The sequence below is a fragment of the Shewanella metallivivens genome, from assembly GCF_028750675.1.
Taxonomy (GTDB): Bacteria; Pseudomonadota; Gammaproteobacteria; order Enterobacterales; family Shewanellaceae; genus Shewanella; species Shewanella metallivivens.
In genome coordinates this window covers 86729-103380 of the sequence record NZ_JAQQPZ010000002.1, presented here as the reverse complement: position 1 = coordinate 103380, position 16652 = coordinate 86729, and the positions used below count along the sequence as shown (strand labels likewise).

The 16652-nt window shown below is 41.0% G+C and carries 16 protein-coding genes; 10 read left to right on the top strand and 6 right to left on the bottom strand.

From position 1 onward, the window contains the following. Positions 1–332 precede the first annotated feature (332 nt). A complete protein-coding gene (locus tag PQR79_RS03375; RefSeq protein ID WP_238104130.1) occupies positions 333–1562 on the top strand; it encodes a uracil-xanthine permease family protein in 1230 nt (409 codons plus the stop codon). Positions 1563–1646: 84 nt separating this feature from the next. Here PQR79_RS03375 and PQR79_RS03370 read toward each other — a convergent pair whose 3' ends face one another. After that, positions 1647–1988 (bottom strand): Grx4 family monothiol glutaredoxin, encoded by a 342-nt coding sequence (locus PQR79_RS03370; protein WP_238104132.1) that lies wholly within the window; start codon positions 1986–1988, stop codon positions 1647–1649. Positions 1989–2410: 422 nt separating this feature from the next. On the opposite strand from PQR79_RS03370, the gene sodB reads away from it, so the two are divergent. From sodB to PQR79_RS03350, 4 genes are all read left to right on the top strand, one after another. Then, positions 2411–2995 carry a superoxide dismutase [Fe] gene (gene sodB, locus PQR79_RS03365; protein WP_238104134.1) on the top strand — a complete coding sequence of 195 codons (585 nt, stop codon included), beginning with the start codon at positions 2411–2413 and terminating at the stop codon, positions 2993–2995. 298 nt (positions 2996–3293) lie between these two features. Beyond that, positions 3294–5228 carry a PrkA family serine protein kinase gene (locus tag PQR79_RS03360; protein WP_238104136.1) on the top strand — a complete coding sequence of 645 codons (1935 nt, stop codon included), beginning with the start codon at positions 3294–3296 and terminating at the stop codon, positions 5226–5228. Positions 5229–5284: 56 nt separating this feature from the next. Further along, positions 5285–6553 (top strand): YeaH/YhbH family protein, encoded by a 1269-nt coding sequence (locus tag PQR79_RS03355; protein ID WP_238104137.1) that lies wholly within the window; start codon positions 5285–5287, stop codon positions 6551–6553. Positions 6554–6562: 9 nt separating this feature from the next. Further along, the gene (locus PQR79_RS03350; RefSeq protein WP_238104138.1) at positions 6563–8104 is read left to right on the top strand and encodes a SpoVR family protein; all 1542 of its coding nucleotides are present in this window, start codon (positions 6563–6565) and stop codon (positions 8102–8104) included. Between the two features lie 72 nt (positions 8105–8176). Here the strand turns inward: PQR79_RS03350 and fadR are convergent, their stop codons facing one another. After that, positions 8177–8896, bottom strand: coding sequence for a fatty acid metabolism transcriptional regulator FadR (fadR, locus tag PQR79_RS03345; protein ID WP_238104139.1), 720 nt, complete (start codon positions 8894–8896; stop codon positions 8177–8179). 588 nt (positions 8897–9484) lie between these two features. Between fadR and nhaB the strand changes: the two genes are divergently transcribed. Together nhaB and dsbB are read left to right on the top strand one after the other, a co-directional pair. Then, complete coding sequence (gene nhaB / locus PQR79_RS03340; protein WP_238104140.1) at positions 9485–11077, top strand: sodium/proton antiporter NhaB; 1593 nt, start codon at positions 9485–9487, stop codon at positions 11075–11077. A 121-nt stretch (positions 11078–11198) separates the two neighbouring features. After that, a complete protein-coding gene (gene dsbB, locus PQR79_RS03335; protein ID WP_238104141.1) occupies positions 11199–11708 on the top strand; it encodes a disulfide bond formation protein DsbB in 510 nt (169 codons plus the stop codon). 80 nt (positions 11709–11788) lie between these two features. Here the strand turns inward: dsbB and PQR79_RS03330 are convergent, their stop codons facing one another. The 3 genes from PQR79_RS03330 to PQR79_RS03320 form a co-directional block, all read right to left on the bottom strand. Continuing rightward, a complete protein-coding gene (locus PQR79_RS03330; protein WP_238104142.1) occupies positions 11789–12235 on the bottom strand; it encodes a YcgN family cysteine cluster protein in 447 nt (148 codons plus the stop codon). A 61-nt stretch (positions 12236–12296) separates the two neighbouring features. Then, positions 12297–13259, bottom strand: coding sequence for a lytic murein transglycosylase (locus tag PQR79_RS03325; RefSeq protein ID WP_238104144.1), 963 nt, complete (start codon positions 13257–13259; stop codon positions 12297–12299). Between the two features lie 32 nt (positions 13260–13291). Further along, on the bottom strand, positions 13292–13570 hold the full coding sequence (locus PQR79_RS03320; RefSeq protein WP_238104191.1) for a YcgL domain-containing protein: 279 nt from the start codon (positions 13568–13570) through the stop codon (positions 13292–13294). 118 nt (positions 13571–13688) lie between these two features. On the opposite strand from PQR79_RS03320, the gene minC reads away from it, so the two are divergent. The 3 genes from minC to minE are packed head-to-tail and all read left to right on the top strand — an operon-like array spanning position 13689 to position 15454. Continuing rightward, the gene (gene minC, locus PQR79_RS03315) at positions 13689–14354 is read left to right on the top strand and encodes a septum site-determining protein MinC (RefSeq protein ID WP_238104145.1); all 666 of its coding nucleotides are present in this window, start codon (positions 13689–13691) and stop codon (positions 14352–14354) included. A gap of 27 nt (positions 14355–14381) precedes the next feature. Further along, complete coding sequence (minD, locus tag PQR79_RS03310) at positions 14382–15191, top strand: septum site-determining protein MinD (protein WP_188919742.1); 810 nt, start codon at positions 14382–14384, stop codon at positions 15189–15191. Between the two features lie 2 nt (positions 15192–15193). Then, a complete protein-coding gene (gene minE, locus PQR79_RS03305) occupies positions 15194–15454 on the top strand; it encodes a cell division topological specificity factor MinE (RefSeq protein ID WP_188919744.1) in 261 nt (86 codons plus the stop codon). Positions 15455–15529: 75 nt separating this feature from the next. On the opposite strand, the gene rnd is transcribed toward minE, so the two are convergent. After that, the gene (gene rnd / locus PQR79_RS03300) at positions 15530–16642 is read right to left on the bottom strand and encodes a ribonuclease D (protein ID WP_238104147.1); all 1113 of its coding nucleotides are present in this window, start codon (positions 16640–16642) and stop codon (positions 15530–15532) included. Between the last annotated feature and the right edge of the window lie 10 nt (positions 16643–16652).

Genomic DNA, 16652 nt, shown 5'->3' with positions numbered 1-16652 from the left:
GTTTAATCACACGCCTACTTCTAGGGCCTGTTGATCATTGCTGATTGAATGTTGTTCGAGTTAAAAACGTGTTAATCGAAGCGAATGGATTGATGCTTAGTGAACTAAGCAACTCTTTATTCCGAAGCATCATTCAACAAAGAGTAAAACATTTTTAGCCGAACCCTTCGGCAGCGTTTGTTGACCAGTTTTGCGGTGTTATCGACTTTTTACATAGAATAACTACACCTCAACGTCTCTGCCGCACAGTTGTATATGTGACTAATGGCCAGCACTTCGCTGTAAAAAAACCTTGAAAGGTCAACAGGCCCAAGATAATGATGGAGAAAAATATGAAACGCGTGTTAATTCCGCTTCAAGGCGCACAAATGTTATTTGTCGCTTTTGGTGCGTTAGTGTTAATGCCATTGCTAACTGGCTTAGACACTAGCGTTGCCCTGTTTACTGCCGGTTTCGGCACCCTACTTTTTCAACTCGTCACCAAACGCCAAGTTCCCATATTCCTTGCCTCTTCATTTGCCTTTATTGCCCCAATTTTATATGGCGTGCAAACATGGGGTATCCCTGCCACTATGGGCGGATTAATGGCGGCTGGGGTTGTATACATGCTACTCGGCCTAACGGTTAAGTTGCGAGGCACCGACTTTATTCACACCTTATTGCCTCCAGTTGTTGTTGGCCCGGTGATTATGATCATTGGTTTGGGTTTAGCCCCTGTAGCAGTCAATATGGCCTTAGGTAAAAGTGGTGATGGTAGCCTTGTTATTGTTGAACAAAATACAGCCCTGTTTATCTCATTGGCTTCGTTAGCCACAACTGTTTTGGTCGCAGTATTTGCCAAAGGCTTAGTTCGTTTAATGCCCATTCTTGCTGGTATTTTAATGGGTTACGCGGTGAGTTTAGCATTTGGGATTGTTGACTTTACGCCTGTCAGTCAAGCTGCTTGGTTGGCCGTACCTAACTTTGTCGCACCAGAATTTAACTGGCACGCCATTTTATTTATGATCCCAGTAGCCATTGCGCCAGCGGTTGAGCATATCGGTGATATTTTAGCGATTTCTAATGTGACTGGTAAAGACTACCTTAAAAAACCTGGCTTACATCGCACCTTGACCGGCGATGGTATTGCCACAATCGCAGCATCAGCATTGGGCGGCCCGCCAAACACAACTTACAGTGAAGTCACAGGCGCGGTGACTTTAACCAAAAGTTTTGACCCGCGCATTATGACGTGGACCGCTATAACGGCGATTACCTTAGCGTTTGTCGGCAAACTCGGAGCACTTTTGCAAACCATTCCGGTGCCTGTAATGGGCGGCATTATGTGTTTATTATTTGGCTCTATTGCAGCGGTAGGTTTAAATACGTTAATTCGCCATCAAGTGGATCTTAGCGAAGCGCGTAACCTCAGTATTGTTGGAGTGACATTAGTGTTTGGTATTGGCGGCATGGCATTTGGTATTGGCTCGTTCAGTTTAACCGGCATCAGTTTATGCGGTATTGTTGCTATCATAATGAACTTGATTTTACCTGCGGCTAAAAAACATAAAGTCGACGCTTAGCAACTAAAGCACGAACAAAAAGCCCCAATGGCACGTTGCGATTGGGGCTTTTTGTTGTGTATATCAACACACAATCAATAACGATTATTCTGCAGCGTCTTCAGTACGATACTTGTCAGCTGTCGCTTTGATGATAGGTTGAAGTTCACCTTTTTGGAACATCTCGGTAATGATGTCACAACCACCAATCAACTCGCCTTCAACCCATAATTGTGGGAATGTCGGCCAGTTAGCATATTTAGGTAATTCAGCACGGATGTCTGGGTGCTGTAAAATATCTACGAATGCAAATTGTTCACCACAATTGATCATCACCTGAGCAACCTGAGATGAAAATCCACAGCTTGGTAATTTAGGCGAACCTTTCATGTACACAATAATTGGGTTTTCACTAATTTGCTGTTTAATCTTTTCTACAGTTTCCATTTGATTTCCTAAGTACGACGACTGAACATTTAATATCTATTGTACGACACCTAAGCCAATAACAAAATCCCACAGATTGTAAGGTTTATTTAAAATCCATAAAATAATCAGTTATTCCATAGATTAAAATACCCTAAGCATAATCCACACTTAAATAATACCCACATAAACTAACGTTATAATATCCTAATTAACCTTTTGAGCATTAAAATGGTTAAAAATGGCACATTAACAACTAAAAAATGTAACAAAAGCGTGAGTTTAAATGCTATGGGGCATTTGCTATGCAAATTTAGCCTCGCGCTAACGTTAATTACCTAAACAATGATTCACATCACAAAAATAATCAGTACAATAGCAGTAGAGCAATGTTACCTGATTGGTAAACAAAAACGATAACCTGAATCCATGGAGAGATACTAATGGCTTTCGAACTACCAGCATTACCTTATGCAAAGAACGCACTTGAACCGCATATTTCACAAGAAACGATCGAATATCATTACGGTAAACACCACAATACTTACGTGGTAAAATTAAATGGTTTAGTTGAAGGAACTGAATTTGCTAGCAAAACGCTAGAAGAAGTTGTTAAAACTTCAACAGGTGGCATGTTCAATAACGCTGCTCAAGTTTGGAACCACACTTTTTACTGGAACTGCTTAGCGCCAAACGCTGGCGGCGAAGCAACTGGCGATATCGCTGCTGCTATCAATGCTTCTTTCGGTTCTTTTGAAGAATTCAAAGCTAAATTTACTGACTCTGCAGTCAATAACTTTGGTAGCGCTTGGACTTGGTTAGTGAAAAAAGCTGACGGTTCTCTAGCTATTGTTAACACTAGCAATGCAGCGACTCCGCTAACTGACGAAATGGTTACACCACTATTAACTGTAGACGTATGGGAACATGCTTACTACGTTGATTACCGTAACGCACGTCCAGAGTATTTAGCGCACTTCTGGCAGCTTGTTAACTGGGAATTTGTTAACAAAAATTTTGCTGCTTAATCTTAATTAACAGTAAAACCTAAGGAGCCTATAAGGCTCCTTTTTTATGTGCGTCATTGATTAAAAATAAAACTTTCTTACTACTCCTATTTTTGCAACTATTGCAAATGCTACTGTTTGTCATTGTTTTTGTTTAATTTATTTTAATTAAAACTTCGCGAAGTCTTTAAGCCTGTCCTACACTTTAGTCGTAAAGCCTAATATAAGCTGGATAGGTCTAGCATCTTGATTATCTAGATCCTCACCCATCACTCTGGCTTTTAAAAGTGAGATTACAGTATGTTTTGAGGGGGTTACCATGGGCATTTTTGAGCATTATCAACAACGTTATGAGAAAAAACTCGACGAGGAATACACCTTAGAGCAATTTCTTGATATTTGTAAACAAGACAAAAGTGCATACGTGTCTGCTGCTGAAAGATTATTAATGGCTATTGGTGAAGCCCAAATGATAGACACCGCCAAAAACCCAGTCTTAAGTCGCATATTTTCCAACCGACTTATTGCCAGTTATCCCGCTTTTAAAGATTTTTATGGCATGGAAGATGCCATCGAACAAATCGTGGCATATTTAAAACATTCAGCTCAAGGCTTAGAAGAATCAAAACAGATCCTCTATTTACTAGGCCCTGTTGGGGGCGGTAAATCATCGCTGGCAGAAAAACTCAAAGCATTAATGCAACAAGTGCCCATTTACATTCTTAGCGCCGATGGTATGCGCAGTCCGGTTAATGATCATCCGTTTTGTTTATTTGACCCTGAAGAAGACCGCGAGTTATTGCAAAACGAATACAAGATCCCGGCGCGTTACCTTAAAACGATCATGTCTCCATGGGCAGTAAAACGCTTGCATCAATATGGTGGTGACATTTCTAAATTTAGGGTGGTTAAAGTCTACCCGTCAGTATTAGATCAGATCGGTATAGCAAAAACCGAACCCGGTGATGAAAACAATCAAGATATTTCAGCCCTTGTCGGTAAAGTCGATATTCGTCAACTTGAGCATTTTTCACAAGATGATGCCGATGCGTATGCCTATTCGGGTGCACTGTGTCGAGCAAACCAAGGATTAATGGAGTTTGTAGAGATGTTTAAAGCGCCCATTAAGGTACTGCACCCATTATTAACCGCCACTCAAGAAGGTAACTATAACGGTACAGAGGGCTTATCTGCACTGCCTTACAATGGGATTATTTTGGCTCACTCCAACGAGTCAGAATGGTCTACGTTTAGAAACAACAAAAACAACGAAGCGTTTTTAGACCGGGTGTATATTGTCAAAGTGCCTTATTGCTTGCGGGTTTCAGAAGAAATGGCCATTTATCAAAAGCTATTGGCTCACTCTGAATTATCGATGGCACCATGTGCGCCTGGTACGCTAGAAACGTTAGCGCAATTTAGTGTGTTGTCGCGTTTAAAGGTCCCTGAAAACTCGTCTATTTATTCTAAAATGCGGGTATACAACGGCGAGAGTTTAAAAGACACCGACCCCAAAGCTAAGTCGTACCAAGAGTATCGCGATTACGCGGGGGTTGATGAAGGTATGCAAGGGTTGTCGACCCGTTTTGCCTTTAAGATTTTATCGCGAGTGTTTAACTTTGATAGTGCCGAGATTGCAGCTAATCCAGTGCATCTTTTTTACGTACTTGAAAAACAAATTGAGCAAGAACAATTCCCGAGTGAAACTGGCGAGAAGTACCTTGAATTTTTAAAAGGCTATCTTATTCCAAAGTATGTGGAGTTTATCGGTAAAGAAATTCAAACTGCCTACCTTGAGTCTTATTCTGAATATGGCCAGAACATTTTCGACCGTTATGTCACCTACGCTGACTTTTGGATCCAAGATCAAGAATATCGCGATCCTGAAACCGGTCAGTTATTTGACCGAGGTGCATTAAATGCCGAGTTAGAAAAAATAGAAAAACCCGCAGGCATCAGTAACCCTAAAGATTTCCGTAACGAAATTGTTAACTTCGTTTTACGTGCCAGAGCCAACAATGAAGGTAATAATCCATTGTGGACCAGTTACGAAAAACTGCGCACTGTGATTGAAAAGAAAATGTTTTCCAATACAGAAGATTTATTACCCGTTATTTCGTTTAATGCCAAAACCTCAAATGATGATCAACGTAAACACGATGATTTCGTCAATCGGATGATGGAGAAAGGTTACACCAAGAAACAAGTACGCTTATTGTCTGAATGGTATTTACGCGTTCGAAAATCATCATAATCAACACCCAGCCCTGGTTGAGGCATACTCAGCCAGATCGTTGACTTGGGGGGCGTATGGCAAATTTTATTGATAGACGGCTCAACGCTAAAGGAAAAAGCACGGTTAATCGTCAGCGGTTCATTGAGCGCTATAAAAAACAAATCAAAAAAGCAGTCAGTGATGCGGTGACGCGTCGCAGTGTTACCGATATTGATAAAGGTGAAAAAATCAGTATCCCAACCCGTGACATAAGTGAACCACTGTTTAGACAGGGTCAAGGGGGTAAACGTAATCGTGTTCACCCAGGTAATGATCAGTTTAATCGTGGCGACCAAATTCAACGGCCACGCGGTGGCGGACAAGGTGGTGCGGGTCAAGGCGATGCCTCAGACAGCGGCGAAGGTAATGACGATTTTGTCTTTAATATCTCAAAAGATGAATACCTAGAGCTGCTATTTGAAGACTTAGCACTCCCTAACTTACAAAACAACCGTCTTAATAAGTTGGTTGAATACCAAACATACCGAGCAGGTTTTACCAACGACGGTGTGCCAGCCAATATTAATATTGTACGTTCACTGCGATCGTCCCTAGCCCGCCGTATTGCAATGTCTGGCAGTAAAAAACACGCACTTAAGGCGTTACAAGCTGAACTTGAGCAACTACAAGATATGCCGGGCTCCCAAGCTGAAAAGATACTCGCGTTAAAAGAGCAAATTGAACAGCTCAAAAAACAAATTGCTAATGTGCCGTTTATCGACACGTTCGATTTACGTTACAACAATTATGCAAAACGAGAAAAACCGTCCAGTCAGGCTGTCATGTTTTGTTTGATGGATGTGTCTGGTTCGATGGATCAAGCTACCAAAGATATCGCCAAACGTTTCTATATATTGTTGTATTTGTTTTTAACGCGCAGCTATAAAAACCTTGAAGTTGTGTATATCCGTCATCACACCCAAGCCAAAGAAGTCGACGAGCATGAATTTTTTTACTCACAAGAAACTGGCGGAACCATTGTATCAAGCGCGTTAAAACTGATGAATGACATTCAGCAAGCTCGCTACCCCGAAAATGAATGGAATATCTACGCAGCGCAAGCATCTGACGGTGATAATTGGTCCGATGATTCGCCTCACTGCCATGACTTATTGGCTACCCATATTTTGCCCAAAGTGCGTTATTTCAGTTATATCGAAATTACCCACCGAGCCCATCAAACCTTATGGAACCAATACCAAGATCTACAAAAACAATTTGATAATATTGCTGTTCAACACATTCGTGAAGTCGAAGACATTTATCCAGTATTTCGCGAACTCTTTAAAAAACAAGCTGTATAGGGGGAAATCATGGTTAAAGCAACCCGTAAACCGTTGGATGATGGACCCGAATGGACATTCGACTTACTGGAAAAATACCAACACGAAATTGCCAATGCGGCTAAGTTTTTTAAGTTAGACACCTATCCGAATCAAATAGAAATCATTACTGCCGAACAAATGATGGATGCCTATGCCGGCATTGGTATGCCCATTGGTTATACTCATTGGTCTTTTGGCAAACGTTTTATTGAAACCGAGCAAGGATATAAGCGCGGCCAAATGGGCCTTGCATATGAAATAGTGATTAATTCAGACCCTTGTATCGCTTATTTAATGGAAGAAAACACCATCACCATGCAGGCACTTGTCATGGCTCACGCCTGTTATGGACATAATAGCTTTTTTAAAAATAACTATTTGTTTAAAACCTGGACAGACGCCAGCTCCATTATCGATTACTTAGTGTTTGCCAAGAATTACATTCGAGAATGTGAAGTCAAATACGGTATTGAGCAAGTAGAATTAACGCTAGACTCCTGCCATGCCTTAATGAACTATGGCGTGGACCGCTATAAGCGCCCTGCCGAAGTATCATTTAAAGAAGAACAGGCCCGTCAAAAAGAGCGTGAAGATTACCTGCAAACCCAAGTTAACGATTTGTGGCGCACTATACCGACTCAACCGCAACAAGCATCACAAAAGACTGACAAGGTCTTCCCAGAGGAGCCGCAAGAGAACATATTGTATTTTATTGAAAAAAACGCCCCTTTATTAGCCCCCTGGCAACGTGAGCTAGTTAGAATTGTGCGCAAAATGGCGCAATATTTTTACCCGCAAAAACAGACTCAGGTCATGAATGAAGGTTGGGCTACATTTTGGCATTACACCATTTTGAACCACCTATACGATACAGGCAAAGTCAGTGACCGCTTTATACTAGAGTTCTTACAAAGTCACACAGCGGTTGTTGCTCAACCCGCTTACAACAGTCCGTATTACAATGGGATTAACCCTTATGCTCTTGGTTTTGCAATGTTTGTCGATATTAGACGTATTTGCGAAACCCCTACGGATGAGGATCGTCATTGGTTTCCTGATATTGCCGGAAGTGATTGGTTAACAACCGTGCATTTTGCAATGCAAAACTTTAAAGATGAGAGCTTTATTAGCCAATATCTATCCCCTAAAGTGATTAGAGACTTTAAATTATTTGGCATTTTAGACGATGAAAAACGCAGTCACCTCGCGGTTTCCGCTATACACGACGAGCAGGGGTATCAAGACATTCGTAATATATTGTCGCAGCAGTATAATTTATCCAATATTGAACCCAATATTCAGGTACAACAGGTCCAAGTCAATGGTGACCGCTCTATTACGTTACGCTACATTCCATTTGATAACATCCCGTTGGCCGACAATCATCAAGAGGTGCTCAAGCACTTACATCGCTTGTGGGGCTTTAATGTAAAGTTAGAACAAGTGGATGAACTGGGTATGATAAAAGTCATCTCAAGTTGTCCCGACACGGCAGAAGAGAGAATCCATTCACACGATGTCATCGCATAAATTAAAAAAGCCAATCACTCAACGATTGGCTTTTTTATTTCACGGAACAATGTCAAATCATTCGTTAAGTCATTAACTATTGTCGTGACCGATTTCAGCAGGCATGTCATCACGTAACTTTTGCCATAACTTACCGCTTTCAATGCCATTATTACGCATTAACGCAGGCACATCGCTATAGTTTTTATCTTTAGCAAGTTGCTCAAGTTTAACATAAAAGCGCATAGTTAACTCCCGCGCTTCTTGGCTTGAAAAGTAGAAACGGCCTACTCGGTTATATAAACCTTTAAAACCATTTAATATCAATACGTATAAAGGATTACCTGAGGCAAAAGCCAAGGTGTGATGTAATTGATAATCGAATTCTGCATAAGCTTCAGCATCGTTTTCTAGGCTATGAATACCCGCAAGTACCTCAACCACTTTTTCAGGATTATGGCGAATAGATGCCCGGAAATAAATATTACTGACATTGCCACGTGCAGACATAAGTTGATCGACTAATAATGGAAATCCATCAGGGTTTAAGTCAGCAATGGTTTCAAGAATATTAAGTCCTGAGGTTTCCCAAAAGTTATTCACTTGGGTTGGTTTGCCGTGTTGAATTTTTAACCAACCATCGCGAGCTAAACGCTGAAGTACTTCACGTAACGTAGTACGAGTGACACCGATGAGTTCAGAAAGCTCACGTTCTGCCGGTAAAATGGATCCGGGTGGAAACTTATTTTCCCAAATGGAACGAACAATGTATTTCTCAGCAAAACTTGCTGGGCCTTTGGCATTGATGATCATTAGCCTTCATATCCTATTGCTAAACAATGGCGAAACTATTGTACTGATCATACCAGAGCGGTAGAAAATAAAAACCATTGTTTATTCACAATACTTTTAAAGCACATTTTTTAACCTGCAGAAAATCACTCAAATTTGATTTATTGAATAGAGCTCACATTACTCCACTAGAATCATCATGATATGGCGATTTTACTCGATAAAATCAACCAAGTTTAGTATATACTCATGTAGCTGTTTTGTTAGTGCGATGTAAGATTATTTGCCCAAGCAACGAGATTACAATTCGATTTTACTTAAGCTACACTAACGGCAAATTTAATGGCCATATCGCGTACACCAGATCCAAAGGTGAATTAACGCATTGTTTGTTAAGGCAATACATCGCTATTTTACAACAAAGAGCAGGCTGTTTTATACCAATGACGTGCCTAGGGTTTTAATGAAAATTAATGAAATATTGATTTTCATCAAGTTTTAAATATGAACTTGCCTCTATTCTCCCAAACTTGTTGAAAATAATGATGTGTTGTTTGTTATCAAAAATGGTACCAATACTGTCACAATAACAATACTGGAGAGGCTGCAATGCAGGCAACCAAGAGTCAGGCGCTGTTTGTTAACTTTTTAGGCAATTCGCCTAAGTGGTACAAATATGCAATTTTGGCATTTTTAGTCATCAATCCCCTGCTGTTCTTCTACGTTAGTCCATTCGTCGCCGGATGGGTGTTAGTCGTAGAATTTATTTTCACCCTTGCGATGGCATTAAAATGTTATCCATTACAACCGGGTGGATTACTCGCTATTGAAGCGGTCATGATTGGAATGACATCCCCCACGCAAGTACTGCATGAAATTGAAGCCAACTTAGAAGTTATTCTACTGTTAGTGTTCATGGTTGCGGGTATCTATTTCATGAAACAGCTTTTGCTGTTCGTGTTTACCAAAATGATCACCAAAGTCCGCTCAAAAATTATCGTGTCTTTGATGTTTTGTACCGCATCAGCTTTTCTATCTGCATTCTTAGATGCATTAACGGTTATTGCAGTGATTATTGCTGTCGCGGTGGGGTTCTACTCTATCTATCACAAAGTGGCCTCAGGCAAGAGTTTTAGTGATAACGATGGCCATGACCATACATCAGAATCATCAGGGCAACTCAATGATGATGAGTTAGAAGCATTTAGGGCCTTTTTACGTAACTTATTAATGCACTCTGGTGTTGGTACTGCCTTAGGTGGTGTGTGTACCATGGTGGGCGAACCGCAAAACTTAATCATTGCTGCGCAAGCTCATTGGCAGTTTGGTGAGTTCTTCTTACGTATGTCACCAGTAACAATGCCAGTTTTAGCTGCCGGTATTTTAACCTGCTTCCTTGTTGAAAAATTCAAATGGTTTGGCTACGGCGCACAGTTACCAGATGCGGTTCATCGTATTTTAACTGATTATGCAGCACACGAAGACTCACACAGAACCAACCAAGATAAAATGAAATTGGTGATTCAAGCCTTAATCGGTGTGTGGTTGATTGTTGGCTTAGCATTGCATTTAGCCTCTGTCGGTTTGATCGGCTTATCTGTCATCATTTTAGCCACTGCGTTTAATGGTGTAACGGATGAGCACGCGTTAGGTAAAGCGTTTGAAGAAGCGCTACCCTTTACCGCATTATTAGCCGTGTTTTTTGCGGTTGTCGGTGTGATCATTGACCAAGCATTATTTGCGCCAGTGATTCAATGGGCACTGAGCTATGAAGGTAATATGCAGTTAGTCATTTTCTATATTGCTAACGGCTTACTGTCTATGGTGAGTGACAACGTGTTTGTGGGTACGGTTTACATTAATGAAGTGAAATCGGCTTTATTAAGCGGCCAAATTACTCGCGATCAGTTCGACTTGCTTGCTGTCGCAATTAACACTGGTACTAATCTACCATCGGTTGCCACACCAAATGGCCAAGCAGCATTTTTATTCCTATTAACCTCAGCTATTGCTCCACTTATTCGACTCTCTTATGGTCGTATGGTGTGGATGGCATTACCGTACACCATTGTATTATCAATCGTCGGTGTGCTTGCAATTGAAACGGGGTTTTTAACCGATATGACCCAAGGGCTTTATGACAATCACTGGATTATTCACCATTCGGCGAAAGATTTGGGCGGTATGGTTAGCGGTCATTAATACGGTAGCACACCCAAGAGGAATAGACTTAATAGATAAATTATCTTAAAGTCGACACACCCTTTTGAACACCCTCAATTGAGGGTGTTTTTTTATCTTCACATTGTATTAGGAGCAACACTTGTCAGCGTTACAACTTTTTTGTCGTGGCCGTTTATCATGGGGATTGCTTGCCCTATCAGGTGTAGTGTTAGAACTTGCCGCCCTGTTTTTTCAGTACGTTATGGATCTAGCGCCCTGTGTTATGTGCATTTATGTTCGAGTTGCCGTTCTGGGGCTAATATTGGCCGGACTGATTGGCATGCTACAACCTAAACGGTGGATTTTCCGCTTTGTGGGGTTAGTGAGCTGGGCGGTATCTTCAGTGTGGGGATTTCGTTTAGCCTATGAACTTAACGACATGCAGGTGAACCCATCACCTTTTGCAACATGCTCTTTTTACCCTGAATTTCCAAGCTTTATGCCATTAGATGTGTGGTTACCTTCAGTATTTTCACCTACAGGTATGTGCAGTGATTTACCTTGGACTTGGTTGTCGGTGAGCATGGCACAATGGATGATGGTGTGTTTTGCTATTTATGGCGTGATTTGGTTAATCATGCTGGTTCCGAGTGTAAAACCACTTAAGTAGCTAGGTGGCTCTATTAACAAAAAAGACCTCAAACAGGTCTTTTTTTGTTAATAGAGCCACAATGATAGGCTGTAATTTGGCTATTCAACATCCAACAATGGCCACAATACAATACAGTCTTCTAGGTATTTTACTTTCATCTCGTTAACCGTTTTACCTTGCACAGAAATGCCCGCTGCATGCATGGCATCTTTGCTACCGGTTAAAAGCGGATGCCAACTAGGCAAGCCTTTACCTAAATGTAAACGTCGGTAAGCGCAGCTATTAGGTAACCAGGTTAACTCGCTGATATTCTCTGGCGTAATCGCGGTACATTCTGGCACATAGTTAAAACGCTCAATGTAGCGTCGACAGCCACAACTCTCACTGTCTAATAAATGGCAGGCGGCATTGGTGTAATAAAGCTCGTCGGTTTCATCATCGATTATTTTATTTAAACAACATTTTCCGCAGCCATCACAAAGAGACTCCCATTGTACGGGGGTCATTTGTTCAAGCGGAGTGGTTGTCCAAAACTGAGTCATCATTGTCTATCTAACTGGCTATTGATTTAAATTTGTCGCTATTTTACACCTAAAACCAGTACGGTTACTGCTTAATTTTTTCAGAAAGATAGGTTAACGCTAAAGTATCATGTAACGATGAGGTGAATTGATCTAACAATCGAAAGTTGTCATACACTAAATAATAGCGTCCCTGAGGGCCATCGGGCGCAATGAGTGAAGCATTAATGTCATCTCGCTGCGGTAGATTTTTTCCATTAAAGCGCTTAATCCCGTATGCTTGCCATTGTGAAAAAGTATGGGTACTGGCTAGCCCTAACAAGCTAGGATCTAGCATCATTGTCGCTTTAACTTGCCTACCCCAAGTTGCATCAAACTGCCATCCTTGCTGATTAAGCATATTTGCAGCACTCGCAAAAGCATCATCTGTGCTATTCCAAATATCAAAATGGCCATCGTTATCACCATCAACAAGGTAACTCAGTAGTTGTGAGGGCATCATTTGCATTTGCCCCATGGCTCCAGTCGATGAGCTTTTAAGTGCATTTACATCAAACTTTTTTTGCTCAATGAGCTTAAGCGCAGCAATAAACTCATCGACATAAAAGAGCTGATTCTCACCGTTAAAGGCTAACGAGGCCAGTACCGATAAAGCTGGAAACCGACCAGGACGCTCACCAAAACGCGAGTTAATGCCCCACAATGCAATCATAAACCGTGGTTGCACTTGGTAGCGCTCGCTTAAGTTACTAAGCAAGGTTTCATGTTGTTGAAGCATGGCTCTGCCAGTACTGACACTGATTTCAGGGACCATTTGCGGTATATAGGTTTCAAGGGTATGTTGTAAATCATTATCGATATTGGCTTTTTTGAATATTTTGATATCGCTAACTAAGCGTTCGGCTAACAAAGGCGATACGCCGGCACTGATAGCTTGCTGTTGTAGGGAAAGTAGGTAATCTTCAAATTGGTGATGGCTATTATTAGCGACCACCAAATGAGAAGTGAAGAAGTAAATAATTGCGCTTAAAATGATTTTTAGAATCATATGAGTCCTGTTTACTCCTCAAGAGATTCTGTTTATTGTTTAAAACCTATCTCTTGTTTATGTTGTTCAAGCAAATTCATAATGGGTGGCGGTATTTGTAAATAAAAGCCTTTTTCTTCTAGTGAGCTTTTGACTTTGTCTATGTCAGCAATACCAAGATGATCACGCTTAGATAATGGGAAAACCATCACTAACATTGGTGTGCCAAACATTTCCATTAACGGTTCTGGAACATCATCAAAAACATCACGTTTTTTGACAAAAAGGTACGTATCGGCTTTTCTACTGCTTTTATATACTGCACAAATCATTTTAGTGTAAATTTCCAAAGGTTCAAACTTGATAGTCAACTAAGCACACTATAACATGGAGACTAAAGAAAATAATTGTAAATCAGTTTCTAACTGATGTTTGGAGAACAATGCCGGGATGGCTAAACAAAATCTCGAATTAAAAGCCACGTCTTTTACATTATCAGTACTGCATATTAATCATCACGATCTCGACCTTATCGCAGCTGAATTGGATAACAAACTGGCTCAAGCGCCTCAATTTTTTCTGGGTGCTCCTCTGGTATTAAACCTATCTGCCATCCAGCATGCTCAAATTGATTTTTACGCGCTCAAACAATTATTAACTGACCGAAATTTAATTATTGTTGGTATTACCGATGCCAGTAAAGAACAAATAGAACAAGCAAAAGAAATGGCCATTGCCGTGGTTAAATCGGGTAAACAAGCACCAAAAGCTGAGTTACCTAAACGCGCCACTAAAATTGTTAAGCAAAATGTGCGTTCTGGCCAACAAATATACGCACAAAATGCTGATTTAATCATTTTTGGTGCAGTTGGTAATGGCGCAGAAGTCATTGCTGATGGTAGCATTCATATCTATGGAGCCTTGCGTGGCAAAGCCATGGCAGGTGCTGCGGGTGATAATCAAAGTGTGATTATCGCAAATTCGCTAGAAGCAGAATTAGTGTCGATTGCAGGACAGTATTGGTTAACAGAACATTTACAACAATACGCTCTCAATCAAAGAGGTTGTGTCCGCCTTGATGGCGAGTCTCTCACAGTAGAATCATTGCCCCAATAATTGGCAAATAAAAGGATATAAAACAAAATGGCGCAAATTATTGTTGTCACATCAGGTAAAGGCGGTGTGGGAAAAACAACATCCAGTGCAGCAATTGCCACCGGGTTAGCTTTAAAAGGCAAAAAGACCGTCGTTATCGACTTTGATATTGGCTTACGTAACCTTGATTTAATCATGGGTTGCGAACGTCGTGTAGTATATGACTTTGTTAACGTCATTAATGGCGAAGCCAATTTAAACCAAGCGTTAATTAAAGATAAACGCTGCGATAAATTGTTTATATTACCCGCCTCGCAAACGCGCGACAAAGATGCCTTAACCAAAGAAGGTGTTGGTCGCGTATTAGACGATTTAGCCAAAGATTTTGACTACATTGTATGTGATTCTCCAGCAGGGATTGAACAAGGGGCGATGATGGCACTGTATTTTGCCGATATTGCCATTGTAACGACCAACCCAGAAGTCAGCTCAGTGCGCGATTCAGACCGTATTTTAGGCATGTTACAAAGTCGCTCTCGCCGTGCAGAGCAATCTCTTGAGCCGATTAAAGAATATTTACTGCTGACGCGTTATTCTCCTGCTAGAGTAAAAACAGGTGAAATGCTTGGCGTTGAGGATGTGAAAGAAATTTTAGCGATTGAGCTGCTTGGGGTTATTCCCGAGTCGCAATCAGTACTTAAAGCATCAAACTCAGGTGTACCGGTCATTATTGATCAGGAAAGTGATGCAGGTTTAGCGTACAGTGATACTGTTGCTCGTTTATTGGGCGAAGATGTACCGGTTCGATTTATAACAGAAGAAAAAAAGGGATTCCTTAAAAGGATATTTGGTAGCTAACTATGTCGATACTTGATTATTTCAGAAGCAATAAAAAAACCAATACCGCATCGTTGGCGAAGGAAAGGTTGCAAATTATTGTGGCTCATCAGCGTGGAGAGCGCGGTGCACCCGATTACTTCCCTAAGATGAAACAAGAAATCATTGAAGTGATCCGTAAATATGTACAGATATCAGATGACCAGGTATCTGTGCAACTCGACCAAAATGATGATAATTTATCGGTATTAGAACTTAACGTAACCTTGCCAGAGTCAAAGTAAACGGCTACAACATTGCGGGCACAAAAAAGGATACTGGCGTAATGCGAGTATCCTTTTTTATCGGTTTTAGCCTAATTAGCCAAAGCGTACATCGGCCAATAGATCATTCACAAGCTGACCACGCCAGCCACATAACAGTAATGGTGTTGCAGTTTGCTTGTTATGGTAAAGCCAAAGTAAAAATTCATGTATATGCCGTTTTGACCCAACAAACTCGAGAGACACAGCTTCACGCTCACATAATTCCGTTAAACGATTTTTAATGTCTTTAAAGGCCGACTTATATCCTGATTTAAGTGCGACAATATCAACAACCTCAGGCAAGTTAACTAAATCGGCGGTAGCCATTACACTCAATAAGTCTTTACCATGAATACGTTTTTCTTGCTCAGTCAACTCTGTTAAACGATTTAACTCAGCTAGGGTACTCGGCTGTTTTTTAGCTAACGCAATTAATGCATGATCTTTAACTACAAAACCTAGCGCCAGATTGCGATTAACAGCCTTATTTAAACGCCACTTTGCTAACACTTTTAAGTAGGCTAATTGTTGGCTGTTTAACTGAAAAGCATTTTTAACTTTCAAGTAGATGGTCTCGCCGTCTGGTAATGACATCCGCCCTTCGGTCATGCGCTGCCCTTCCTCAAACAACCAAGCTTCACGCTGGTTTTCAGCAAGCTTTTGTTGAAGTTGTGGGTACAACTGATATAAATAATACACATCGTTTGCAGCGTACTGTAGCTGTGCCTCTGTCAGTGGACGCTTCATCCAATCGGTACGCGACTCACCTTTATCAATTTCAACCTGCAAACAAGCCTCTACGAGCTTGGCATAGCCTAATCCGTGACCTAATCCAGCAAGACTGGCTGCTATTTGGCTGTCAAATAGTGGACTTGGTTGACATTCGCCGTAATGAGCAAAAACTTCAAGATCTTCGCTACAAGAATGCACTAACTTCACAATCTGTTGGTTTGTGAGTAATTGCCAAAATGGACTGAGATCGGTAATCGCCACAGGATCGATTAGTGCTAAGGTTTTACCATCATAGGCTTGAATAAGCCCTAGTTTGGCATAATAGGTTCGCGTGCGGACAAATTCAGTATCAAGTACCAATAAGGTACTTTGTTGGTATTGCTCAACTAATGATAAAAGGCTGGCATCATCACTGATATATTCAAACGTTAACAAAATAAGCTCC

What these genes read in the sequence shown, in the direction of transcription:
- PQR79_RS03375 (WP_238104130.1), top strand. Translation starts at nt 333, where the DNA reads ATGAAACGCGTGTTAATTCCGCTTCAAGGCGCACAAATGTTATTTGTC.
- PQR79_RS03370 (WP_238104132.1), bottom strand. Translation starts at nt 1,988, where the DNA reads ATGGAAACTGTAGAAAAGATTAAACAGCAAATTAGTGAAAACCCAATT.
- sodB (WP_238104134.1), top strand. Translation starts at nt 2,411, where the DNA reads ATGGCTTTCGAACTACCAGCATTACCTTATGCAAAGAACGCACTTGAA.
- PQR79_RS03360 (WP_238104136.1), top strand. Translation starts at nt 3,294, where the DNA reads ATGGGCATTTTTGAGCATTATCAACAACGTTATGAGAAAAAACTCGAC.
- PQR79_RS03355 (WP_238104137.1), top strand. Translation starts at nt 5,285, where the DNA reads ATGGCAAATTTTATTGATAGACGGCTCAACGCTAAAGGAAAAAGCACG.
- PQR79_RS03350 (WP_238104138.1), top strand. Translation starts at nt 6,563, where the DNA reads ATGGTTAAAGCAACCCGTAAACCGTTGGATGATGGACCCGAATGGACA.
- fadR (WP_238104139.1), bottom strand. Translation starts at nt 8,896, where the DNA reads ATGATCATCAATGCCAAAGGCCCAGCAAGTTTTGCTGAGAAATACATT.
- nhaB (WP_238104140.1), top strand. Translation starts at nt 9,485, where the DNA reads ATGCAGGCAACCAAGAGTCAGGCGCTGTTTGTTAACTTTTTAGGCAAT.
- PQR79_RS03330 (WP_238104142.1), bottom strand. Translation starts at nt 12,235, where the DNA reads ATGATGACTCAGTTTTGGACAACCACTCCGCTTGAACAAATGACCCCC.
- PQR79_RS03325 (WP_238104144.1), bottom strand. Translation starts at nt 13,259, where the DNA reads ATGATTCTAAAAATCATTTTAAGCGCAATTATTTACTTCTTCACTTCT.
- PQR79_RS03320 (WP_238104191.1), bottom strand. Translation starts at nt 13,570, where the DNA reads ATGATTTGTGCAGTATATAAAAGCAGTAGAAAAGCCGATACGTACCTT.
- minC (WP_238104145.1), top strand. Translation starts at nt 13,689, where the DNA reads ATGGCTAAACAAAATCTCGAATTAAAAGCCACGTCTTTTACATTATCA.
- minD (WP_188919742.1), top strand. Translation starts at nt 14,382, where the DNA reads ATGGCGCAAATTATTGTTGTCACATCAGGTAAAGGCGGTGTGGGAAAA.
- minE (WP_188919744.1), top strand. Translation starts at nt 15,194, where the DNA reads ATGTCGATACTTGATTATTTCAGAAGCAATAAAAAAACCAATACCGCA.